Origin of the sequence: Rhizobium skierniewicense, from assembly GCF_014196515.1 — a bacterium.
Classification (GTDB): Bacteria; Pseudomonadota; Alphaproteobacteria; order Rhizobiales; family Rhizobiaceae; genus Agrobacterium; species Agrobacterium skierniewicense.
This window is the reverse complement of record NZ_JACIDV010000001.1, coordinates 551420-575545: the sequence shown is the minus strand read 5'-3', so window position 1 is coordinate 575545 and position 24126 is coordinate 551420. Positions and strand designations below refer to the sequence as shown.

At 56.7% G+C, this 24126-nt stretch carries 19 protein-coding genes; 4 read left to right on the top strand and 15 right to left on the bottom strand.

The features are described from left to right. Positions 1-29: 29 nt before the first annotated feature. The 12 genes from GGQ73_RS02505 to GGQ73_RS02450 all read right to left on the bottom strand — a co-directional run bounded on the left by GGQ73_RS02505 (position 30) and on the right by GGQ73_RS02450 (position 15910). The gene (locus GGQ73_RS02505) at positions 30-770 is read right to left on the bottom strand and encodes a glycosyltransferase family 25 protein (protein WP_234910846.1); all 741 of its coding nucleotides are present in this window, start codon (positions 768-770) and stop codon (positions 30-32) included. 335 nt (positions 771-1105) lie between these two features. Then, the gene (locus GGQ73_RS02500; protein WP_234910845.1) at positions 1106-3835 is read right to left on the bottom strand and encodes a LuxR C-terminal-related transcriptional regulator; all 2730 of its coding nucleotides are present in this window, start codon (positions 3833-3835) and stop codon (positions 1106-1108) included. 70 nt (positions 3836-3905) lie between these two features. Next, on the bottom strand, positions 3906-4994 hold the full coding sequence (locus tag GGQ73_RS02495) for a DUF917 domain-containing protein (protein ID WP_183893693.1): 1089 nt from the start codon (positions 4992-4994) through the stop codon (positions 3906-3908). Between the two features lies 1 nt (position 4995). Continuing rightward, positions 4996-6084 (bottom strand): DUF917 domain-containing protein, encoded by a 1089-nt coding sequence (locus GGQ73_RS02490; RefSeq protein ID WP_174154618.1) that lies wholly within the window; start codon positions 6082-6084, stop codon positions 4996-4998. Positions 6085-6096: 12 nt separating this feature from the next. After that, positions 6097-7638, bottom strand: coding sequence for a hydantoinase/oxoprolinase N-terminal domain-containing protein (locus GGQ73_RS02485; RefSeq protein ID WP_183893691.1), 1542 nt, complete (start codon positions 7636-7638; stop codon positions 6097-6099). Between the two features lie 102 nt (positions 7639-7740). After that, positions 7741-8799: an ABC transporter ATP-binding protein gene (locus GGQ73_RS02480; protein ID WP_183893689.1), complete on the bottom strand. Its 1059-nt coding sequence runs from the start codon at positions 8797-8799 to the stop codon at positions 7741-7743. Positions 8800-8872: 73 nt separating this feature from the next. Further along, on the bottom strand, positions 8873-9976 hold the full coding sequence (locus GGQ73_RS02475; RefSeq protein WP_234910844.1) for an ABC transporter substrate-binding protein: 1104 nt from the start codon (positions 9974-9976) through the stop codon (positions 8873-8875). Positions 9977-10039: 63 nt separating this feature from the next. Beyond that, positions 10040-10843: an ABC transporter permease gene (locus tag GGQ73_RS02470; protein ID WP_183893685.1), complete on the bottom strand. Its 804-nt coding sequence runs from the start codon at positions 10841-10843 to the stop codon at positions 10040-10042. After that, positions 10843-11781 carry an ABC transporter permease gene (locus GGQ73_RS02465; protein ID WP_234900381.1) on the bottom strand — a complete coding sequence of 313 codons (939 nt, stop codon included), beginning with the start codon at positions 11779-11781 and terminating at the stop codon, positions 10843-10845. Before GGQ73_RS02465 ends, GGQ73_RS02470 begins: the two co-directional genes overlap by 1 nt. Before the next feature lie 12 nt (positions 11782-11793). Further along, positions 11794-12567 (bottom strand): aspartate/glutamate racemase family protein, encoded by a 774-nt coding sequence (locus GGQ73_RS02460; protein ID WP_183893683.1) that lies wholly within the window; start codon positions 12565-12567, stop codon positions 11794-11796. A 296-nt stretch (positions 12568-12863) separates the two neighbouring features. Continuing rightward, entirely contained in the window at positions 12864-14714 is a 1851-nt protein-coding gene (locus GGQ73_RS02455) for an ABC transporter ATP-binding protein (RefSeq protein WP_183893680.1), read from the bottom strand. Positions 14715-14746: 32 nt separating this feature from the next. Beyond that, complete coding sequence (locus GGQ73_RS02450; RefSeq protein WP_183893677.1) at positions 14747-15910, bottom strand: M20 aminoacylase family protein; 1164 nt, start codon at positions 15908-15910, stop codon at positions 14747-14749. 304 nt (positions 15911-16214) lie between these two features. Here GGQ73_RS02450 and GGQ73_RS02445 point away from each other — a divergent pair, with 304 nt between their 5' ends. The 3 genes from GGQ73_RS02445 to GGQ73_RS02435 all read left to right on the top strand — a co-directional run bounded on the left by GGQ73_RS02445 (position 16215) and on the right by GGQ73_RS02435 (position 19923). Then, positions 16215-17921 (top strand): peptide ABC transporter substrate-binding protein, encoded by a 1707-nt coding sequence (locus GGQ73_RS02445; protein ID WP_183893675.1) that lies wholly within the window; start codon positions 16215-16217, stop codon positions 17919-17921. Between the two features lie 78 nt (positions 17922-17999). After that, a complete protein-coding gene (locus GGQ73_RS02440; protein ID WP_174154637.1) occupies positions 18000-19010 on the top strand; it encodes an ABC transporter permease in 1011 nt (336 codons plus the stop codon). Next, entirely contained in the window at positions 19003-19923 is a 921-nt protein-coding gene (locus GGQ73_RS02435; protein ID WP_174154639.1) for an ABC transporter permease, read from the top strand. Before GGQ73_RS02440 ends, GGQ73_RS02435 begins: the two co-directional genes overlap by 8 nt. Positions 19924-20020: 97 nt before the next feature. Here GGQ73_RS02435 and GGQ73_RS02430 read toward each other — a convergent pair whose 3' ends face one another. The 3 genes from GGQ73_RS02430 to GGQ73_RS02420 all read right to left on the bottom strand — a co-directional run bounded on the left by GGQ73_RS02430 (position 20021) and on the right by GGQ73_RS02420 (position 23193). After that, positions 20021-20968, bottom strand: a complete 948-nt coding sequence (locus tag GGQ73_RS02430; protein WP_183893673.1) for an isoaspartyl peptidase/L-asparaginase family protein — start codon at positions 20966-20968, stop codon at positions 20021-20023. A 72-nt stretch (positions 20969-21040) separates the two neighbouring features. After that, a complete protein-coding gene (locus tag GGQ73_RS02425; protein ID WP_183893671.1) occupies positions 21041-22633 on the bottom strand; it encodes an ABC transporter substrate-binding protein in 1593 nt (530 codons plus the stop codon). Next, positions 22630-23193, bottom strand: a complete 564-nt coding sequence (locus tag GGQ73_RS02420) for a MarR family winged helix-turn-helix transcriptional regulator (RefSeq protein ID WP_234900382.1) — start codon at positions 23191-23193, stop codon at positions 22630-22632. The genes GGQ73_RS02425 and GGQ73_RS02420 overlap by 4 nt, the downstream gene beginning before the upstream one ends. A 205-nt stretch (positions 23194-23398) precedes the next feature. On the opposite strand from GGQ73_RS02420, the gene GGQ73_RS02415 reads away from it, so the two are divergent. Continuing rightward, positions 23399-24100 (top strand): creatininase family protein, encoded by a 702-nt coding sequence (locus tag GGQ73_RS02415; protein WP_183893669.1) that lies wholly within the window; start codon positions 23399-23401, stop codon positions 24098-24100. The last annotated feature ends 26 nt before the right edge of the window (positions 24101-24126 follow it).

The window sequence follows — 24126 nt, the reverse complement described above, 5'->3', positions numbered from 1 at the left end:
AAGAGACCTAGAAGGAGTGGAAGCAATCATCACGATAGCGCGTACCGAATCCGACGCAGGTACTCGATCGCTCTGATGAGATGGGTCGACATCTTACGAAGTCCTCGTATTTTCACCGCACGATACTGCTCGCGGTTGGCAATTTGACTATCGATTGAATGTGTCGATAATTCCACAATGTTGCTTTTGACGGTATATACTTCAACGCCGGTTTTCCAGCCGCGCTCAAGCGTAATGTCATAAGGGTAACGTATCATCTGCATTTCGCTGAGCATCTTTCTGGCGCCCTCGCGTGTCACCAAATAACACGCCGCCGATCCTTGCGGACCGTGAAGACAACGACCGATCCTGTCGCCGAAAGTGGTCACCGCGACTTCCCGAAAACCTTTTGTCCGGTGGTTCAATAGCTTTACGATTTCGGCAGACGGCAGTCCACTGCGGATGGCCGCCACCCGGGGCAAAAAATCCTCTGTCAGTTCGATATCGTCTTCTATCACGATGGCATTTGTATAGCCGCTTGAGACGAATGTCTCGAGCACAGACAGGTGAGCTTTGTAACATCCGTATTCGCCAGGAAGCATATTGCGCCCGTTTCTGACGATAAATTTGCTCTCGTCAGCATCGACCCAGGAATCCGCACAGACCTTGTTCCCGTCAACTCCACTCACGCGCTCGACGTTCAAACCAAATTTTTCGGCCTGAACACGTATCGCCTCCCACCGATCCGCAGATCGGTCCAAGTTGATAACATATAAGCCGAATGTCTCCAAGAAATCCCCACTCATCACACTTTTTAAAGGATAGAATATCCATACAGAAGCAACAACTACAACACGAAAATCTAAAAAAGCGACATTATATCCGCTTATCTAGAACAGTATGGCGCCCATATCTAGCTCAAAAAAACGAAACAAATCCAGGTTGGAGTCGACGATGAATTTTATCGAAAGTCGTAGCCATCAACCGCAAAGCCTTCAACGGATAAGCCATGAATATAGTTCATTTTTGGGCGTCTCCTCTCATTTTTGTTCGTGAAGGATGAGATTTCACATGGTCATACAGTTCGATGCGAGCGCTCAGGTGCGACAATGCAAGAGCCTTCGCGCTATTGTTGTGTTGTAAGATTGAGCTGATTGCTCAATGACACGGCCATGCCCCGCCGGCTTACCCCCAGCTTCGTATAGATATTCTTCAAGTGAAATTTGACGGTCGCCTCGGAAATATCCAGCGCCCGTGCCATTTCCTTGTTGCTGCGACCATCCACCAGAAGCTTCAATACACCTGTTTCCCTGTTGCTCAACAGGCCCGCAGATGGCGGGATCCTATCCTTGCGTTCCTGAACGACCGTCACCGATTTGGGTGGGCGCTGAAAATCACGACCAACGATGCGACTCATAAACTCCACGGCATCAACACTGAACGCTTTCAGTCCGAAACGACGCACAATTGCCCGCAATATCACAGCGAAATCCGACCCTTCATCAATGAAGAACTGTGTTGCCTGATGGGCACGGGCAAGAGCGATTGCCGATTGCAAGTAGGACAGGGCCTTGTCCTGTTGCCCGGCTTTCCATGCCGCTCTCACGGCGATGATTTCGGCAATCAGTCGATGATAACCCTGCCCTTGAATTGAACTTTTGCGAATTAATGTCTCGACGGCATCCAGCGCTATCTGGCTGTGCCCGAGAACGATGGCTAGCCTGGATGAAGCAATTTCATAATCATAGTCCTCTCTCCACGTCCAGTTGTTCGGATCCGCTTTCGCCCGCATCGCCACCACTTTTTCACCCGCCTGTCCGGCGGACTCGATCATGCCAACCCTGACCAGCAGATCGATCCGCATAATCCCGGCGGCAACCTTCAAGCGCGGCATGGCGCGCTCAACGGCGACCTCTTCTGCTTTATCGATTGCCGCAACAGCGCTATCGAAGCCCGTTATGTGCAGGCGGCTACGTGAAAGCAGCGAGAAAAGGCGCGTATACAGGTCTACCCAGCTTTCTCCACGCACCAGGGGCTCCATGCATTCATTGAGCATGGCTTCGACAAGCTGGACTTCGCCTTGATGGTAAAGCACATCGGCGCAGGCAAGCCGGGTAATAGCCAAAAGATTGCGATCACTCCAATGTTTGCTTTCGACAAGGGCCTCGGCCTCTCTGCAAAACTGAAGTGCGGAGGAAAATTCGCCTGCAAGCGATCCAACCAGACCGAGGTGGACCAGCATGAAGACCTGTGCGTAAGTCGCTTTCTCCTCGCGATAATAGCCGAGTGCTTTGAGCGCAGTGCGCCGCGCAGCCTCGATATCGCCCAAGCGCGTGTAAACGATGCACAGATGATTATGAATCCAAGCCAGTTCCCACGTCGCATGGGGTGGCAGCCCTGCCGCAACCTGTTCCAGACGTTGCGCCTGGGCCACATTCATCCTGCGGTCTACATACACATCAATCAGGCTATCGATGTGATCCAAAACATTGCGATTGACCGCCGCAAGCGCAACGGGCGACCAGTCGTCTTTTTCTTTCAGCAGGTCCAACCGCTCCCGTCCGGCTGTCGCATTCCCACGCTTGGACAGGACGACCGCGTAACACACCGCGAGTCCCGGAGAAGCATGCAAAACCTCTGGCGGAAAATTATCGATCAGATGTTCCAACACCTTGTGTCCGGCCCGGAGGAAGATGTCGACACCGCCAGCTTGATCGATGATTTCCTCTGCCATTCGAAAGTCACCGCTACGCGCCGCATGCGAGACCGCCTGCTCAAGAAAGCCCTGAGTCGCAAACCAGATTGCGGCCTGTCGGTGCAACGTCCGACCGTTGTTTGCGGGCGCACCCGGCGTATCTTCAGCCAGACAGGAACGTAACACCGGATGAAGCGTGAGCCATCCGCCCGCATTTTTTTCGATAACCGGGTTGAGGGTCTCGATCATCGCGAGGTCGTCGGGCAGCAGCTGCTCGGCGCCGAGATCAGCAGCAAGGTCCAATCGAAACTCATCGAAGACGGCCATTTTCCGAAGGAGATTGCAAAGGTTAGGAGATAACTGGCTGCTGATTGTTTCTCGCACGAACCCGACCATGTCCGCATTCTGCCCGGCCAAAGGTGTTCCTTGCTCTCCCTGCGACGGAAGGGTAGCGAGTTGCGTCAGGGCTGGCCAACCCCTCGTCACCTCCATCAGGTGATCAATCGACGCTGTCGTCTGCGAACGAGCCGACAACCGTTGAAGCTCGGAGCGCCCAAAGAGCATGTCGCCTGCACTTATCTCGCTCAGGGTGCCAGCCGCCTTCAGGCGAGCGATGGGGATCGGCGCGGGACGCAAGGATGCGAGAGCGATACGAAGATTATCCGGCGCCGATAGCACCATCTCTTCCAGAGAACGGTTTTGACCGCCGACATCATCGACATTATCGATAAACAGGATGGTGACGCCGCTGCGGAGTCCGACCGCTTCCATTGTTTCCATCAGAGCATTGCCGGTCTCTTCTCCCCTGGGAAGATCGAGCGCTTGCCGCAGGTCTGCGACGAAATCCTCCGGTGATTGCGGCAAAGACAGGGTCAACCATGCGCAGTGCGCGATAGGCGTTTCGCATCCGCCCGGAAGACGAAGCGTTCCCGCGGAAATCCGATCATAGGCAGCCTTCATCAGCGCCGTCTTGCCGAAACCCGGCGGCGCGCGCAAAATTACGATCTGCCTTGCAAGCCCATCCAGAAGCTTCGACAGCAGGTAGGGTCGTTCTATCCCGTTGAACAACATGCGCGGGGGGCGAAAGCGCGATCCAACCTTGGTGCGCTCAGCAGCCGTTTTGACCTGCTGTGCCTTTTCGCTCAGACCGGAGTTCTGCATCGGTATGCTCTTTTAAGACCGCAGGACTGTCCTGCTTCGACCTCTATCAGGTCCTCTAGTCGATCATTCGTCAAGCCCCTAACGGTCTATAGGTATGGGGTAGGCCGAAAGCTGAAGGGCCGAAGACCGCCAACGCTTCCGGCGTCCGCATGATCGGCGGGACCCTGACCGCGAGCACGTTGACACGCTGACCATATCGAAGTCGCTCCGTCGTAATGGCTTCGGCCGTGTCCAGATCCAGCACCGTTATCAGGTCGGGAACGATGGCCAGAACCTTGCCATTTTCATCTTCTGCTACAAGATTCTCATTTTGTATGCGGATTTTGATGTTCGGGTGCGATGCATCGAAGGGTTCGATCGTCACAATGCCCACCGACCAGCCGTTTTCCTCCTTGCGGGCAACATCGACGACTTTTCCGGACGCGATGATCTCGGCGTGTCCGTAATGCGTGCCAGCGAAGAACGCAATCAATGCGGCCACCGGATCGTCATGACTGCCGATCGCCTCGCGGAGCGTGCGTCCGATACCGATGGCAAGCGACATGGTGGCAGGAACAGAAACGCGCTTTGCCGTTTTTCCGTCCATGCCGTAATTGACGATATAGGCCTGTCCGCCCATGCGGATGGTCACCCCCCTCGCCAGCCATTCAGCCTTTCCAGCGTCACGGGTTTCTATCAACACGCAATTGCCACGCTCGTCAGCAATGGCAATAGGGCTGGCTGAAACGCCATAGACATTGAAGGTTTCCATCTCGAGCTGTGGGAAAGCACGCCCCATGCCGTCGGCGTCGATGACCGGTATGCGTTTTCGAGCAGCCATGATGATCGGAACCATCGAATTGATGCCGCCTGCCTCGAAGGGAATGAGCGCGTCGATATCCACACCGGTGTGGTCTTCATAGCTATCGAGTGCCAGGTCACCCTCATCGCCCGAGGGAATCTTTTCAATGAGGATAGTCGGGGCGCCCATCGCGCCGCAAGCGACGACAGCGATTTCATCGGGAACGTCTTGCAGATGCATGAGATAGACAGGACCGTATTTTTCAATAGCAGCCTTGGCCAGCATTTTGCCGATATAGGGATCGCCGCCCCCACCCGTTCCCAGAACGGCAGCACCAACTGCGAGGTCGTCGAGATCCTGATCCGTGATGATGTTCATATCAATCGATCTCCTCTATCGAGGTAAAGGGCTCTTTAAGCCCGAAGCAGGCGGGTCCGAACACGGCGAGCGCTTCGGGCGTGCGCATGATTTCCGGCACGGAGACGGCAACAACAGTCACCCGCTGCCCGTAGCGAAGATTCTCGTTGGTGATCGGCTCGGCCGTTTCGGTGTTCATGATGCAGATCAGGTCCGGCACGATGGCCTTGACCTTGCCATCGACACGGGCGATCAGGTTCTCGTTCTGGATCTCGATGTCCATCTGCGAGGAAAAGGGAGCGATGCCATCGATGCGCGCCCGCCCCATGGTGAAGCCCGCCCGCGTTTCACGCATGACATCCGTGATCTTGCCGGAAAAGATGACGCGTCCATAACGATAGAGCGTTGATGGCAGAAAACCTAAGAGCGCTTCGATGGGGTTGAGGTGCTCGTCACGCGCCTTGCGCATCACCTCGCCAATCCGAATAGCAAGTGTCAGCGTGTTGGGTATGGCCGTGCGTTTTACCTCCGCACCGGTCATCGCATATTCTGCGATATAGGCGCAGCCACCCATGCGCATGGCGACGGCGCGTGACAGCCATTCCATCTGACGGTTGTCGACAGCCTCGATCAGGGCGCAATCCCCCCATTCATTGCTGACGGCCATCGGAGAGCCTGAAATGCCGTAGACGCCGAATGTTTCCATTTCCAGATAAGGAAAGGCGCGGCCCATGCCATCTGCATCGACAATGGGCAGGCCCAGTCGTGCGCCGACGACGAGGGGGATCGTCGAGTTGATGCCACCGATTTCGATGGGCATGGTGTAGCCCGCCTTCCGACCGAGCCGTTTTTCCAGCCGGTGCAGTGAGGCAATGGCTTCGTCACCCGATGGTATCTTTTCCACCAGCACGGTGGGGGCCCCCATCATGGCGGTTGGAATAACAAGACTATCATCGGGGACGTCCTGCGGATCGATCAGTTCGACCTCGCACCCTTCATCCAGGCATTGCTGCACCATCAGGCGTCCAACATAGGGATCGCCCCCACCCCCGGTGCCAAGAAAAGCTGCGCCGACGGCCAGATCGGCAAGATGTTCGCGTGTGAGTTTCATCGTCAGGGCTCCTCAGCCAATCACCAGATCGCCGACCGCCTTGACGCGGATGCGTGTGGCACTGCCTGGCAGATAGGCCAGCGGCACCTCTTCGATATCCATGATCTTGACCGATGCCGGATCGGCACCGGCCTTGATGGCGCGTTCCGATGCTTCGGCTTTGGCACCGGCCAGCACGATGTCGCGCGATGTGCCTTCCAATGAGAAGATGCGATCAACCTCTCCGCCGACCTGAGCGATGGCCGCGCCGATGGCGTTCGCGACAGACGCATTTTCCGGTCTGATAACCTTTGAGGCCGATGGGAGATCACGGGAGACGAGAATGGAACCGCCGCCAACGAGGATGACGGGTAGCGGTTCTGCGCTGGTCTTCATGCGGTCGACGGCTTCGTCCACCATCCGGTGCATGGTGGCCAGAGCGGCTTCGATGGTGCTGGCCGGTATATGGGCAACGCGCGACCTGTCGCCGATATCTTCCAGTCCTGCAGCGACGACGATATCCGTCGTGGTCAACATATCGCCGCCAAAGACCAGCGCCTTCGAGGTGATTTCATAGCCAACGGAATCGGGGCCAATACGGGTTCCGTCATCGCGCACCAACGACCCGCCACCAAGGCCAATGGCCAGCACGTCCGGCATCCGAAAGTTGGTCCGCACGCCACCGATATCGACGGCAACGGCAGACTCGCGCGGGAACCCCTGCATCAACATGCCGACATCGGACGTCGTCCCACCAATATCGACCACCATGGCCTCTTTCTCTCCGGCCAAAAGTGCAGCGCCACGCATGGAGTTGGTGGGGCCGGAGGCGAAGGTGAGCACCGGGTAGCGCTCGACATAATCGGGTGCCATCAGTGTCCCGTCGTTCTGGCTGACATAAAACGGCGCCGTGATCGACATCTCCTTTAGGGCATTGCGGAACGATGACACGACTTTCTTCGAAAGGTCGGCCAGCGACGCATTCATGATCGAGGCATTTTCACGCTCGAGAAAACCGACGCGGCCGATTTCGTGACTGAGAGACAGGGCGATGCCGGGCACTTCTTCACGCAGGATTTCGGCAGCGCGAAGCTCCATCTCCGGTTTTACCGGCGAGAATACGGACGTCACGGCCGCAGACGTCAAACCACGCTGACGGATGGTTTGCGCCACCTCCAAAAGACCTTTTTCATCGAGTGGCGCAATCTTGCGGCCATCGAACTCATGGCCGCCATGCAGCATGAAGGTATGACGACCAAGCGTGTCGGCAAGGTCTTGCGGCCAGTCGGTAAGCGGCGGCAACCCCTTGGTGGCGGGCAGACCGAGACGGATGGCGGCCACTTCAAGGAGGCGTTTGCGCTCAACCACGGCATTGGTGAAGTGCGTTGTGCCGATCATGACCGCCTGGATCTGCGTAACAGACACGCCGGTCATATCCAGCAGCTTTTTCATCACGGCAACGATACCAGACCCGACGTCAGCCGTTGTCGGGCTCTTGCATGCACCGATAACAGCGGCTCCGTCCATCAGAGCGGCGTCCGTGTTGGTGCCACCCACATCAATTCCTATACGCATATCATTCTCCTACTTGTCTTCAGACAATGCGCGTCCTTTGCTGCGGACATTGCCCGCATGCCGGTTCGCCTCATCAATGATTGTTTTCAGCGATTGCGGCCCTCAGGCCATCAATGCCTCCGATCTTTCCGGGTCCCAACTCACCCCCACGGACTGCCCTGGTGAGAGCCGTTCGACGTGAGACTGGTTTTGTCGTTCGGCGATGATCTCCTTGGTACCGAAGGAAAGCCGGTAACGCACCAGAGCGCCTTGGTAAGTCTCCGAGATCACAGTCGCGGGCAGGCCGGTTCCGGCTTGACCGATAATCACGTTTTCAGGGCGCACAACGAGTTTAACCGCGGTTCCGGGAGCGATATCGGTCGCTGGCGCACGGGTCAGCGCCGTGACATCTGCAAAACCGACACTCAGCCGGTCGCCATCCCGGCCCCTAACCGTGACGTCGATGACATTCGACTGGCCGATAAAGGTTGTAACGAACAGTGTTTTGGGGCGTTCGTAGATTTCCTGTGGTGTACCGACCTGTTCCACGCGGGCTTTCTGCATCACGCCGATGCGGTCGGACATGGTCAGCGCCTCATCCTGATCGTGGGTGACATAGACGGTGGTGATCCCGAGTTTTTTCTGCAGATCCTTGATCCAGTATTTCATTTCCTCGCGCAGCGCCTTGTCGAGTGCAGACAGTGGCTCGTCCAGAAGCAGGATGCGCGGTTCGGTCACGAGCACGCGCGCCAGCGCCACGCGCTGCTGTTCACCACCGGAAAGCTGGCGCTGATAGCGGTTCTCGTAACCCACAAGGCCGACCTGGCTGAGTGCAAAGGCAACTGCCCTATCGATTTCTGCGGGTGATTTTTTCCGGAGTTTCAGACCGAATCCGATGTTTTCGGCAACATTCATATGTGGAAAGATCGCGTAGTTCTGAAATACGATGCCGATGTCCCGTTTTTCCGGCGGCAGTCCGGTCACGTCGTCCGAGCCAATGAGGATCTGACCCGCACTGGGGCGGATGAAGCCCGCGATCATGCGCAGTGTGGTGGACTTTCCGCAGCCGGAAGGCCCAAGCAGAGAAAAGAACTCTCCCTGCTTGATGTGCAGGTCTATGCCCGCAACCGCCACCGTATTGCCATACGATTTGACGAGGTTCTTTAACTGGATATCCGACATCGTCCTGTAATTCCCATGTGTCCGTTGGCTGGTGGCCGCGCAACACGGCCACCGCTTCCACCGTCTGTCTCGATCAGCCCGCGAAGATTTCGTTCACTGTCTCAACGATCTCGTCTTCGTTCTCCAGATAGGCCTTCCAGTCCGGCAACCAGAAATCCTTGATGGCATCGGCACTGTTGACGATGCCCGACTTCACCAGATTGTCCGGCAGAACGGCATTGGAAACCGTTGGCCGCAGATAGAATTCCTTGCCCATATTGGTCATGAAGGACGGTTCCAGCGCACGGTTCAGCAGCGCATAGGCCAGTTTTTTCTGGGTCGGCTCGGAATAGCGGCTAATCGTGTAGGTCTGCGTCAGGATCGGCTGCAATTCTTTCCAGTACATGACAGCGAAAGGCGCACCTTTGTCATGGGCCTGCATCGGTTCGGCATCGCTCTGAACCGCGATGACGACTTCGCCGCGATCCATCAATGTCTGCATGTTGCCGGTAAAGTCTGAAATCTTGGCGGGCATCAAGGCCCGCATCGCCTCGTAACCGGCGTCGAGATCGTACTGGTCCTTGCCGAACAGGCTGCAGGCGACGAGGAAGAAGTCCATTTGCAAGGTGTTGGATGTGATATAGGTACCGCGCTTGCCAGCAAATTCCGGCTTCCACATATCCTTGAAGCTCGTCGGTGGGGGGGTGACGAGATCCGTGCGGTAGGCGTGAACATATTGGTTGAAAGCCCATGTCACGCCGACACCATTCGATGTGGCGAATGGCCATAGGTTCTTGCCGTTCGGAAGGTTGGGAAGAATTTCTTCGATGGTGTGGAAGAAGTCGCCCGCCGCTGCCGTCTTGAACATTTCCGGCAGGTTCCAGTTGGTCACGTCGAGCGGTGGCTTTTGCGGCCCGTTGGCGACGAATTTCGGGAACCACGGCCAGGTCGAGTCATATTCGATCTTGCAGTTGTAATCCCTGGCGAAATCCGTGAGCAGATATTTGTGAACGAGCTCACCCCAGGGACCGCCCCATTCGCCGATCCGCAGGACAGCACCACCGGCATCAAAGACCGATCCGTCATAGGTCACATCCTGGGAAAACGCGTGATTGATGTTGAACAGCGGCAGGGTGGCTGCTGCGGCACTCAGTTTGAGAAGCTTGCGGCGATTGGGATCGAATGTCTTTCCAGTCATGTCCATGTTCCCCTTTTTTGAACTTATGGATGCGGGATCGGTCGTTCAGTCTCAGGCGGGCGTTCAGCCGCCGAAGATACGTTTAAGATTGACGAGTTTAGACGTCGCGATCATCGAAATGACGACGAGAAGGATGGCAAAGATACCGGCAGCTGCGGCCGTCGGCTCGAACGCGTAACGCAACGCGACATACATCGCCATTGGCAGCGTCTGGAGGTTCGGTGTCGACAGGAACAGCGTCACTTCGAACTGCCCAAAGGAAATGATGAAGGCGAAGATTGTGCCTGCTGAAATGGCGGGCGCGATGATCTTGAGCGTGATCAGCCGAAAGGCTGTAAAGGGTGAAGCACCGAGCGACCGTGCCGCCTCTTCAAGGCTCCGGTCGAAACCGACGAGCGAAGCCGTGACAGTCGCAATCACGAACGGGCACGTGACGATGACATGGCCGATGACGAGGCCGGTCAGGCTGCGTGCCAGCCCGATTCCGCTTGTGACATAGAAGACGTAAAGAGCAAGGCCAAGAACGACGCCGGGAAGGACGATCGGCATCATGAAAAAGGCGCGCAACATTCCAATCAACGGGCCGGAGGCGCGCGACAGGAAAAGGGCTGCCATGGTGCCGAGCACCGTCGAGATCGCCGTCGAGATCGCGGCAACCAGAAATGACACGCCGTAGGCAGACAGGAACGAAGGTGATGTCAGGAAAGCATAGACCCACCGTAGCGAAAAGCCCTGTGGGGGGAAGGTGAGGTAGTCCCCGGAATTCAAGCCCGCCAGCACCACGATAACAACGGGCACGAGCAGAATGGCCAGCGTCAGAAGCGAGATCGTCTTGAAGACAAACGGGATGGGAGATTCATCGCGCATCAACTCCGACCTCCTGTCGTGCGCATGGCAACCCTCTGATAGACGGCAATAGCCATGAGGCTTGTGACGAAAAGAACAACGGCGATGGCCGCGCCGAACTGCCAGCGACCGGTTTCGGCCACCTGCTGATAGATGTGGATGGGCAGGACCATGACCTTCCATCCGCCCATCAGCGCGGGAACGACGTAAGAAGAGATCGCGAGCGCAAAGACAAGCAGTGTTCCCGCCAGAATCCCAGGCATGGAAAGCGGCAGCACGACCGACCAAAACGCTTTTGCGCGAGACGCGCCCAGAGACCGAGCCGCCTCTTCCAGCGATGGATGAATGGATTTGATGATGCCGATCAACGACAGAACCATGAAGGGCAGTGTAATCTGTACAAGTCCGACCACCACGCCGAAGGTGTTGTACATCAACGGCAGCGGCCCGGAAATGACACCCAACTTGATCAATGCGCCGTTGATGAGACCGTTGTCGCCCAGCAGAACCATCAGACCATACAGACGAATGACCATGTCGAGCTGCATGGACGACAGGACAAGTATCATCAACAGCGCGTTTCGGCCGGGACTTACGGTCTTGGCAATGACATAGGCCAGCGGATAGCCAAAAAACAGACATATGAGCGACACAACGGTGGCGATACCAACCGAACGCAGGATGGACTCGTAGTAAATTGAACGCGTGAAGATGCGCACGAAATTGTCGAAGGTGATCACGCTGGACAGGCTGATGACACCAGCTGTCGATTTGTTGAACGCCAAGGCAAAAAGAGATGCGGTGGGCACGACGAAGAAGACGAGGAAGAAGAGAAACGCCGGAATAACCAGCAGCCAGAAAATTCCCCCTGAAAAGAAGCGCTGTCCCATGCGCAGACCGGCCGTCCCGGTGTTTCTTTCTGCAGTGGTGGTGACCGTGCCTGTTGCCATATCCCTCATCCGGTCTCCTGATTATTCGGCGGCAAGCGGCGGCATGGATGCGTGGAGCGCATCGTAGCCGATCAATGCTTTTTCCGGTGGTGGTGGATACGTCGTCCTGCTTTGCGAGAGACCGGCACGGACCAAGCCTGCGGCGATCGAGATGGCTGTCGGTATCGGGTCTATCACAGGAACATCAATGCCTTCGGCGAGCAGGCCGGCCCGCAAACCGGCAGCACAACCCATCAGTCCCGTACAGCCGAAGATCAGCGCCTCTGCGCCATCCTCCTCGACAGCTTTTCGACCCTCTTCGATAAGCCGACGCAAGGTTTCTGTCCTGTCGGCTTCCAGATGGAGAACCGGAATATCCACACTGCGCACCGATGCCAACTTGCTGGAAAGACCGCACAACGCGGCCGTGTTCTCAAAGGATGGCCTCAAGCGGCGCATGACGGTTATGACCGAAAATGTGTGGCCAAGCATGGCGGCGATGTGCATGCCGGTCTGCGCCGGCCCGACCACGACCATGTCTGTGATTTCCCTTGCAGGCCTCAGACCTGGGTCGCCCATGCAATCTATGATCACAGCATCGACGCCGTCTCGATCGGCTTTGTTGACTTCAAGGAGAGTGCCGGGCACGGACATCGCTGCCTCGAATTCGCTTTCGATCGAAGCTGGCCCCGTCGAGATCTCGGCATGAGACACTGCTATTCCCGGGTATTCCAGCGCCTTGAGATCAGCAAGCTTGCGAAAGCCCCTTGTGACGAGCGGTGAGATGACGCGGATGTGGACTGTGTTGTCTTGCATCTGGAACTCCCCCTCCCGTTTTGTGATGACGCTACCGTGCATCGCTCAACCGCAGAGTGGAAGGGGATTGAGGAATAGGTAGGGCGTTGTTTCGGATGGGTAGTTTCCATGATAAAAACACAAATACCTACCCGAACGGGTAGTCTCAATCGTATGATTTAAAAGCAATTCGTCGCGTTGATTAAATTTTGATCATTCAGACATGCAGTTTTAGCCATGCCATAGCGCGCCGCTCTGACACCGGATTGGTGGTTACACAAGAGAGAAAGGAAATTCGAACCCCGGCGACCGGTCGCTCAGGCGATATCCTGAACCAGATGTCCGGCAGACACCTCGCGGTACCGCCGAACCGGTGGAACATAATCCACGGGCCGGATCGGACTTTTGATCTCATCCGTCGCCATATTGCGCTTGATGGCGCGTCGCGTTGGGTCCGGCACCGGAACAGCCGACATGAGCTTGCGTGTGTATTCGTGTTGGGGATTGTCAAAGACAGCGGAGCGCGGCCCGATTTCGACGATTTCTCCGAGATACATCACGGCCACGCGATGACTGACCCGTTCCACCACCGCCATATCATGGCTGATGAACAGGAACGCCAGATTGAGGCTCTGCTGCAAATCGAGAAGCAGATTGCAAACCTGCGCCTTGATGGAGACATCGAGTGCAGAGACCGCTTCATCCGCAACAATGATCTTTGGGTCGAGCATGAGCGAGCGCGCGATAGCGACGCGTTGGCGCTGCCCACCTGAAAACTCGTGAGGAAACCGCCGCATCATATCGGGAGAAAGCCCGACTTTTTGAAGAAGCCCTGCAGTTTTCTCCCGCGCCTGCGCCTTCGTTCCCAGCCTGTGCTCGAGAAACGGCTCCATAATGGCAGATCCGACTGTCATGCGCGGATCGAGACTGGCGAAGGGGTCCTGGAAAATCATCTGGACGCTGCGGCGCATCGCCCGCAAACTGGGTTTATCGAGCCGCATCACATCGTATCCGTCCAGCGTGACACGACCAGCGGTCGGCTCTATCAGGCGGGTGATCGAGCGCCCTGTTGTGGACTTGCCACAACCGGATTCACCCACCAGAGACAGGGTCTCGCCCTCATGCAAATCGAAAGACACCTTTTCAACAGCATGAACGGCACCGGATTTGCGCGCGAGAATGCCAGACCGAATATCGAAACGCGTGGTGAGATCCTTGACCGAGAGGATCGGCGTCATCGACTTCTTGACTGTGTCCGTCACCTCCATCAACGGCTGATTTTCGCCGGTCTTGATGTCGATGACCGGAAAGCGCATGGGCAGATCGAGGCTCGCCATCGAGCCGAGCCTCGGAACGGCGGACAACAGGGCCCGTGTGTAAGGATGTTTGCCGCGATGGAAGATATCGTCGGTCGTGCCAGTTTCGGCCATATCTCCACGGAACATCACGATCGTGCGGTCCGCCACCTCGGCGACCACGCCCATGTCATGCGTGATAAAGAGAACCGACATGCCCTCCTCTTCCTGAAGGGTCTTGATGAGATCCAATATCTGGCCCTGGATCGTCACATCGAGGGCCGTGGTCGGCTCATCGGCGATCAGAAGCTTTGGCTTGGAAGACAGCGCCATGGCGATCATGACACGCTGGCGCATACCGCCGGAAAACTGGTGTGGATATTCATCGTAACGGGCTTTGGCGTTGGGGATGCGCACCTTTTCCAGCAACCGGATCACTTCGGCCTTGGCAGAAGATGACGACATGTTCTGATGCACCGTCAGCGCTTCAGAAATCTGCTTACCGATCGGGAAGATCGGATTGAGACTGGTCATCGGCTCCTGGAATATCATGGAGATATCCCTGCCGCGCACCTTGCGCATCTCTTCTTCCGGTAAAGAGAGAAGATCACGACCACCGAGCACGACCTTGCCTTCGATGCGACTGGTCTTCTTGTCCAGCAGACGCATGATGGAAAGCGACGTGACGCTTTTGCCGGAGCCACTTTCGCCCACGATGGCCAAAGTCTCTTTCGGTGCGATATCGAAACTCATATCGCGCACCACCGATTTCCAAGCTCCTTCCAGACGGAAGGAGGTCGTGAGATTCTGAACGGAAATGACGGGGCTGACCGAACCGCCAGCATGTTCCATTGCAGTGGCTGACAGCAGCATGGACATCTCCTAAAAATGAAGGCGCAGCCGCATCAAGCGGCGAGAGCTTTTTCAGCGAGCCCGACCCAATAGCTGATGCCATAGGGAAGCGCCTCGTCATTGAAGTCGTATGCTGCGTTATGAAGACCAGCCGTATCGCCATTACCGAGGAAGATGAAAGCTCCAGGACGTGCTTCCAGCATGTAGGAAAAGTCTTCCGCACCCATGTGTGGGGCCGCATTGGAATTGACCGCATTGGATCCAGCGACAGCGCTGGCCACACCCACGGCAAAATCGGTCTCGTTTTCATGATTGAAGGTCACGGGGTAACCCCGGCGATAGGTCACCTCCGCGGTGGCGCCATGAACTTGCGCGGTTGCCTGGGCAACTTCGGTCAGGCGCTTCTGGGCAAAATCTCGCGTTTCCGGCAGCAATGTTCGAACGGTCCCCGTCAACGTTACATCACCCGGTATGACGTTCACCGCCGTGCCGCCATGGGTGGTCGCGACAGTGACCACAAGCGATTTCAACGGATCCATCTGGCGAGACACGATAGACTGTAGGGCAATGATGACGTGCGCCGATGTCAAGACAGGATCAATCGACAGATGCGGTGCCGCCGCGTGGCTTCCACGACCGGTAATCTTGATTTCGAAACTGTCAGCCGCCGCCATGACGGAGCCCTTGCGGATGGCAAAATTACCCACGGGAATACCGGGTTCATTGTGCATGCCATAAACTTCTGCAATGCCGAACTTGTCCATCATGCCATCATTCAGCATGGCAAGCGCGCCAGCTCCACCCTCCTCCGCAGGCTGGAAGATCACAGCGACGGAACCCTTGAAATTGCGGGTTTCCGAAAGATATTGTGCAGCGCCCAACAGCATGGCCGTGTGACCATCGTGTCCGCAGGAGTGGGCTTTGCCGGGGACCTTTGACGCCCACGGCTTGCCGCTGGTTTCCATAATCGGCAATGCGTCCATATCGGCGCGAAAGCCAATCGTTGGGCCATCTCCATGCCGACCCCTGATGACACCGACGACACCGGTCTTGCCGATGCCGGTTTCCACGATGTCGCAGCCGAACGACCGCAATTTCTCCGCGACGAATTTCGATGTTTGGAAGACGTCATAGAGTAATTCCGGCGTCTCATGCAGGTGGCGCCTCCAAGCGGCTACATCGTCCTGCATTTCGGCGACACGATTCAAAATCGGCATTTCTGCACCCCTTTTTTTCCATGGTTCCCCACAGGTCTGCCCCCATACTGCGTTCGTAAAATCTCTTTTTGCAAGTGCGAAATTTGCATCTTGAATGAAAAATAGGCTCGTGTTTAGATGGCACAAAATTTGGTCAAATACGCATGAGGCCAATGATGCGGACTCGCTTTCAGAATTTCGAAACAAAGGAGAAATTGAAGAAATCCTTGTGAAGTCAAGTGGTTAGAAAAGCCACAGCTGCAAGGAAGCGTCGAGGACGCGCACGCGCTGCGCAAACGCAAAACAATCCAAAACGGGGAATAAAATGAGAAAATCCAATATCTTGTTAGCAGGCAGCGTCGCCGCCTTGGCATTCGCCCCACCTGCAGCGCATGCGGAACGCGGCACTGACGGCGAACTGAAGATACTCTTTTGGCAGGCCGTATCCACGCTCAACCCGTATCTCTCGGGTGGCACGAAGGAGTACTACAGTGCCTCCATGGTCATCGAGCCGCTGGCGCGGTACGACGAAAAAGGCGGGTTGGTCCCCACGCTGGTCACCGAAATCCCGACGCTGGAAAATGGTGGCATATCGAAAGACTTGCTGAGCATGACATGGAAGCTCAAGCCCGACGTAAAATGGTCGGATGGTACACCGCTGACGGCCGAAGACGTGATTTTCACCTGGAAATATTGCACAGCCCCGGACGGCGGTTGCGCACAGGCGGCACAGTACGAAGGCGTCAAAACGGTCGAAGCGCCCGATCCACACACTGTCAAAATTACCTTCAACGAACCCAAGCCTTATCCCTACAGCGCCTTTGTCGGTGGCCAGTCCCCGATCATTCAGAAAAAGCAATTCGAAAATTGCGTCGGCGCGAAAGCCCCCGGCTGCACATCGGCGAATTTCGGACCCATCGGAACCGGCCCCTTCGTCGTCAAGGATTTCAAACCCAACGATGTCATCAGCTTCATCGCGAATCCAAACTACCGCGATCCGGACAAACCTGCCTTCGCGACAGCCACGCTGAAAGGCGGCGGTGACGCGGCCTCCGCTGCCCGCGCGGTGTTGGAAACCGGTGAGTTCGATTACGCTTGGAACATGCAGGTCGAGCCCGAAATTCTGGCGACCATGGTGGCCGCGGGTAAGGGTGAGCTGGTCACAGCGTTTGGCACCCAGGTTGAGCGCATTAACCTCAATCATTACAATGCCGACCCGGCGTTGGGCGACAAACGATCGACCAAGGAAGCCGGTCCACATCCATCCCTGTCGGACCCTGCCGTTCGCCGGGCTCTTTCCATGGCGATCGACCGTAACATCATCGATGAAGCTGCCTATGGCGAATCCGGTAGGCCAACATGTAACATCGTGCCCGGTCCGGAAGCCTATGCTTCAACGGCAAACGACTGGTGCCTAACCCAAGACATCGACGGCGCTAACAAGCTGCTAGACGATGCTGGCTGGGCCAAGGGTCCAGACGGCATCCGTGCCAAGAATGGCGTTCGCCTGTCCTACCTCTACGCCACCTCCACCAACTCCGTTCGTCAAGCCACGCAGGAATTGGTCAAGGATATGTGGTCGCAGATCGGCGTTGACGCGGAGTTGCGCAATACCAGCGCTTCGGTGTTCTTCGGCGGGGATCCGGCAAGCCCTGATACCTTCCAGAAGTTCTACGCCGACGTGGAAATGTACACCAACAACTTCGACGGAACGGACCCGGAAAAATATTTGGCGGAATGGCTGTGCGACAAGGTCCCCGCTCCCTCCAACGGTTGGCAGGGCCAGAATATTCCACGTTATTGCAACCCGGAATATGACAAGCTTCTCGGTGAACTTTCCAAAACTGCCGAACAAGAGAAGCGCATCGAGCTTTCCAAAAAGCTCAACGATATGCTGACAGAAGAAGGCGCGCACATTCCGCTCATCTACCGCGGACAGGTTTCGTCGCGATCGCTGACATTGGAGGGTGTCAAGATGACCGGCTGGGATTCCGAGCTCTGGAATATCGCGGACTGGTCCCGCAAGAAATAAGAATGCAGGCCGCGCCGGCTTTGTCTTGACCGACGAAGCCGGTGACTTTGCATTTCTCGAAGGTCCGGAGACGCACCCATGTTTGCCTTTACGATGCGGCGACTTTTCTTTGCCGTCCCGACATTGCTCGTCATCAGCTTTGTTATCTTCGCACTGCTTGATCTCGCACCCAACGACCCCACTGGCGATCTGCCGCTGACAATCCCGCCAGAGGTTCGGGAACAAATCCGCGCATCGCTTGGCCTGGATCAACCTTTCTTGATGCGTTATCTCTACTGGCTCCAGCAATTCTTCATCAACGAACCGCTTAACCTCATTGAGAAACTGACCGGCTGGCAGTTTGGCGATGGCCAGAGAATGCGTGTACTGTCCTGGGCGACGCGCAGTCCGGTCGTCGATCTCGTCGTACAGCGCATGCCACAGACGCTTTGGGTGGTGGGCCTTGCCTATCTCTTCGGAACAATTCTGGCGATCCCGATCGGCGTCATTTCTGCCTATAAGCAATATTCCATCTTCGATCAGATCGGCACTTTCATATCGATGCTGGGCTACTCCGTCCCCACCTTCTTCACGGGCGTTCTGCTGGTCGTGGTGTTCAGCTCCTGGCTACAATGGTTCCCGTCGGTCTACGATACCAACCTCCAGGTCAACAGCTGGTCCAGTTTTCTCCTACAGATCAAGCAGATGTTCCTGCCCGTGCTGGTTCTGACACTCTACAATGTCTCGCAGATCAGCCGCTTTGTGCGCGCCTCCATGCTGGATAATCTTCATCAGGACTATGTCCGTACCGCCCGCGCCAAGGGGGTGAAGGAAAAGACCGTTCTCCTGGTACATGTGCTGCGCAACAGCCTTATCCCGGTGGTCACCGTCATTGCGCTGGGCGTTCCGACGATCTTTTCCGGCGCTATCATCACCGAGCAGATTTTCCGTGTGAACGGCCTTGGGCAATTGCTGATCACCGCAGTGCAGGGCGCCGACATTCCTCTGGTTCAGACGCTAACTTTCATATTTGCCGTTTTGATCGTTCTCTTCAACCTGATTGCCGACGTTCTCTATGGCATTCTCGACCCGAGGATTCGCTATGACTGATGCAACGGTCGCGCCATCAAACGCCGCCTCCAGCCCGATGAAATCTGCCCTGGTCGATATCTGGAAACAATTTCGCGCCCACAAGGGCGGCGTGGTCGGGCTGATTGTTTTTACATTCATTGTTCTCGCCGTCTATGTCGGCCCCTACATCCATCGGGTCGCTCCCAACGCCATCAATGTGAAAGCCCGCAACCAGTGGCCATCTCTGGCGCATCCTTTCGGCACAGACAATCTGGGGAAGGATATGCTGGCGCAGGTCTTGGCGGGCGGACGCATCTCACTTGCCGTCGGCATCACGGCCATGTTGCTGGCCCTGTTCCTTGGAACCCTTGTGGGTGTCCTGTCTGGCTATTTTCGCAGGCTAGACGGGCCTCTGATGCGGCTGACGGACCTGTTCCTCGCCCTGCCCCTGTTGCCGCTTTTGCTGGTCATCCTGCTTTTGTTTCGCGATACATTGCGCGCTGCATTCGGTCCCGAGACGGGGATTTTCATTCTCATCGTGACCGTCATCGGCATCACCAGTTGGATGCACACGGCGCGCATCGTGCGCGGCGACGTTCTCTCGATTAAAAACCAGGAGTTCATTCTGGCGGCGAAATCGAGCGGCATGCGTGAATACCGCATCATTATCAAGCACATATTGCCCAATGTTCTCAGTTCGATCATGGTATCGGCGACGTTGGGCATTGCCGCCGCCATCATCACCGAGTCCGCGCTCAGCTTCCTCGGCCTCGGCTTCCCCTCCGACTTTCCGACTTGGGGCCGCCTGCTGTTTGATGGCGCCAATTTCCTGCAATTGACACCCTCCCGCGTCTTATGGCCAGGGCTTGCGATCTCGCTGACCGTTCTCAGCGTGAACTATATGGGTGATGCGATAAGGGACGCTCTTGATCCCAGAAGCTTGAAGACCTGAGCCACGCGGAGGTGGTGGGGATACAAAGACTGCTTTTCCCCAATCACTCGCGCATCAGGTGAGGAGCGGCCCACCCTGCAAGGTGGACCGGCTCCACTTATGCCACCGCGAAAACCTGATCATGTGTGGCGACGTAGAATGTTCCGTCCGATGTAACCCATCCGCGGAACATGCCATCGGTATTATAGGGCGCTGCAATCGAACCGTCGGCACCGACGGCCACCAGCCCGGCCCCAATGCCGTGCGGTTTCAAATCCTCCTGAATGATCTTGGAGGCTGCCTGCTCCACAGTTTCGCCAAGATATCCGATGCGGCTTGCCACTTCGTGGCCAACTGCATAGCGGATGAAGAACTCACCTTTTCCTGTGCCAGAGACAGCGCAGAGCCCGTCACGGGCGTAAGTGCCGGCACCGACGATGGGGGTATCACCGATCCGACCGACCGGCTTGTTGTTGTAACCACCTGTCGAGGTCGCCGCAGCCAGATGTCCGGCAGCGTCAAGCGCGACCGCACCAACGGTGCCGTGTTTCTCGGACTCGCTCGCCACCGCCGCTGTGCCTGCCTCTGCATGGGCCTTCATAGCAGCCAGCGCTTTGACACGCCTTTCGGTGGTAAAGTAGCTATTCTCGACAACGTCGAGGCCTTCATCTCTGGCAAAGTCGTCTGCAGCGCTGCCCCCCATCATGACGGCCTCACCCTTTTCCATGATGCGTCGTGCAGCCTTGATCGGATTGCGAATCCGTCTTGCCAACGTCACTCCGCCAGCCTCCAGCGTCGCGCCATCCATGATCGAGGCTTCCAACTCATGATCGCCATCGGCATTGAGTGCAGCACCGTAGCCTGCGTTGAAATGCGGGCTGTCTTCCAGCACCACGACCGCTGCCTGGACCGCATCGAGTGCTGACCCGTTGGATATGAGCACGGCCCAGCCCGCGCGCAAAGCATGAGCGAGATCGATGCGTGCCGCCTGCCACTCCTCATCGGTCAAGCCGAGCTTTGCCATGACACCGCACCCGCCATGAATTGCCAATGCGATCTTTCCCATCATTTTTCCTTCTTTTGAACGACATGAGCCGGGCAACATCTTGCCCGGCCCGGTCATCGAAGTCCGCGCAGCTTATTGTGCTGGGCGGATGTTCATCGCCAACGTGTCTTCGTCCGAGCGCGGCGCGATGGTGATGGTCTTTTTCATGCCCCATGCGGAGATGATCGAGGCGATCGACAGATTGGGGCGATCCGATGCCACGATCGCGTTAGCGTCTTTCAGATATTGCGCGCGCTTGGCAGCGTCCATTTCGACACCCGCCTGCTCGATCAGCTTATCGAGCGCCGGGTTCGAGTAGCCGCGAATGTTGAAAGCACCCAGCTTCTTGGCAGGCTCATTGGTATGCACAAGCGACGACAGCGTATAGTTCGCTTCACCCGTCAGCGTCCCCCATCCTGACATCGTCAGCGAATAATCGCCACGTGTGTTGGCCGGGAAATAAACCGCGCCAGGCTGGGCATTGGCTTCAACCTGAATGCCGATCGCGGTCAGCATCTGTGCGATCGTGGTACCCGCATCCTTGTCGCCGGGAAGACGATCATTGGTGAAGGAGAAGGTCACCTTGAAGCCATCGGGATACCCGGCCTCCGTCAGCAAAGCCTTCGCTTTGTCCACGTCGGATTGTGTCGGCTTCACATCAGGATTGTAGCCAAAGATGTTCGGCGTGACGAGCTGCGACTGGACCGTGCCCATGCCTTCCATGGCGATCTCGGTGATGGTTTCCCTGTCGATCGCAAGATCAAAGGCTTCGCGAACCCTTGGGTCGGTAAAAGGGTTCTTCGGCAGCGGCGAGCCATCCTTGGCGCTGACCTGTGGCGACTTTTCGCGGAAATCGAAAGCGATGTTGAACAGATACACGCTGTCCTGTCGAACGATGGTAAGCTTGGAATCCTGCTCCAGCGTCGGCACATCGGAGGCCGGAATGCGCGCAATGAGATCGACCTGGCCCGCCTTCAGTTGGGCCACGCGGGCCGCATCATTCGGTAGTTCCTTGCGAATGACCTTGTCCCACGGCTCCTTGCCACCCCAGTATCCGTCAAAACGCTCCAGAACGAGCTGCTCCTTCGGCGTCCACGAGACAAACTTGTAGGGGCCAGTGCCAATGGCGGCCTTGCCGGAATTGAAGCCTTCGGAGGCTTTTTCGGCGCTGTCGGAATAGTCCTTGGCAGCAATGTGCGAGACGACGAACAAACGGATGAAATCATTCGGCAGGTTCGGAGCCGGGCCGTCCGTTTTGACGCGAATGGTCAATGGATCGACGATCTCGACACCCTTCACGCGGCGTACATAGATCGTGGTCGGGTTTGGGCCGGCAACACGCGGAATGCGCTCGATGGAGAATTTGACGTCTTCTGCGGTGAAGTCAGATCCATCATGAAATTTCACGCCGGGGCGCAGCCTGAATTCCCAGGTGCTGTCGTCAATCGCCGTCCAGCTGGTGGCAAGGCCCGGTTCGAGTTCCAGGTTGTTGCCGGATTTGATCAGCGAATCGTAAATATGCTTCATTGCCTCGGCGTGGGTGCCTGCGGCGGTGAAGTCGGGGTCGATCGACAGCGGCCCGGCGCGCACGCCGATTGTCAGATCGGCAGCAAGGGCGGCACTTGAGACGCTACCCAGCAAAGCCGTTGCAAGCACAGCTGTGCGGACTGTTTTCGAGATTATCATTCTTCGTTCTCCTCTGTCGGTATCATAGGGGGCCAGTTCGGTGAATCCACGACGACCTTGGCAAGCAGCTCCGACAGCATCAGCTGTTCGGCGGGGGTGAGCGACGAGACCATCGCCTTTTCGCGCTCGACCATTGGCTGCATGGCCTGCTCGACGATGCGTTTGCCTTCGTCGGTGATAAAGAGGACAAAACTCCTCAGATCCGTCTGGTCGATTTCACGGCGGATAATATTCTTGTCGATGAGCTTCTGGATCGCCCGGCTGATCGTATTTTTTGGGAAACCGGAGGAGCTGCAAATCGCACTGGCCGTCAGCCCGTCGGATAGCCCGAGCGAATAGAGCACGACGAATTCCGGTCGCGGAACACCGTGTTCCTTTTCGATCAGTCGATAGATCGGCTCGTTAAATTGCAGGGCTAGAAAATTGAACCGGAACGACAACCAGCACGGATTTTGCCAGAGCTTGACGGAAACGAGTTCCTCCACGCCGTGGCTTCCGGCGGCAATTTTGCCACCTTCCCGCAGCAGAGCATCCAGTGTTGGTCCCCGTGATTGTCGCAATCAATCCTCGCTTCACTGCCATTCATTTTAGTCCCGTATGGAACTTGACGTTGGTTTAAATGGCTGTCAATTTCTTTTTTTAGTTCCATTTAGAACTTTGTTTGATGGAGCGCAGATAGGCAAAAAGCACAAATATTGTGCTGAAATGCCAAATGGTGGACGTTCTTTGCGCCTTTGCGCCGCAAATGAGAATGGGGATAGCGAATTGAAGATAGCCGACATGAACTGGATGCAGGTTGAAGAGCGCGTCGCGGAAAACGATTGCTGCATTTTGCCGATCGGCAGCGTCGAACAGCACGCCTATCTCAGTCTTGCGACAGACATGATCCTGGCCGAGAAGATCGCGGTCGATGCGGCCGAGCCGTTGGGAATCCCGGTGTTTCCGGTCGTGCCTTATGGCCTGGCATCCTCCTTTGCGACCTTTCCGGGAACGCTCAGCCTGTCGCTCTCCACCTATATCGGCGTCATCAGAGATCTGCTCGACAGCATGTACCGGTCCGGCTTTCGTCGCATCCTCGTCGTCAACGGCCACGGTGGCAATGTACCAGCCACCACCGTTATTTCCGAGTGGCTGAACATGCATCCCGACGCCTCTGTCAAATTCCATGACTGGTGGCGGGCACCGAAAACACTGGCAAAGGTGCAGGAGATCGATCCTGCCGCTTCGCATGCCTCGTGGATGGAGAATTTCCCATGGACGCGCACGACCGACCAGCGCCAGCCCGACACGTCCAAACCTCAGATCGACTATGCAGCGCTGGCGCGTGTGGGCGCAGCCCGCAAACGCGAACTGCTGGGCGATGGCAATTATCACGGGCTTTATCAGCGGGCGGATGAAGACATGCTGGCGATCTGGGATGTGGCCGTGAAGGAAACGCGCGCATTGCTGGAGACCGACTGGCACTGACAACCACACGGACGTCGTAAAGAGAC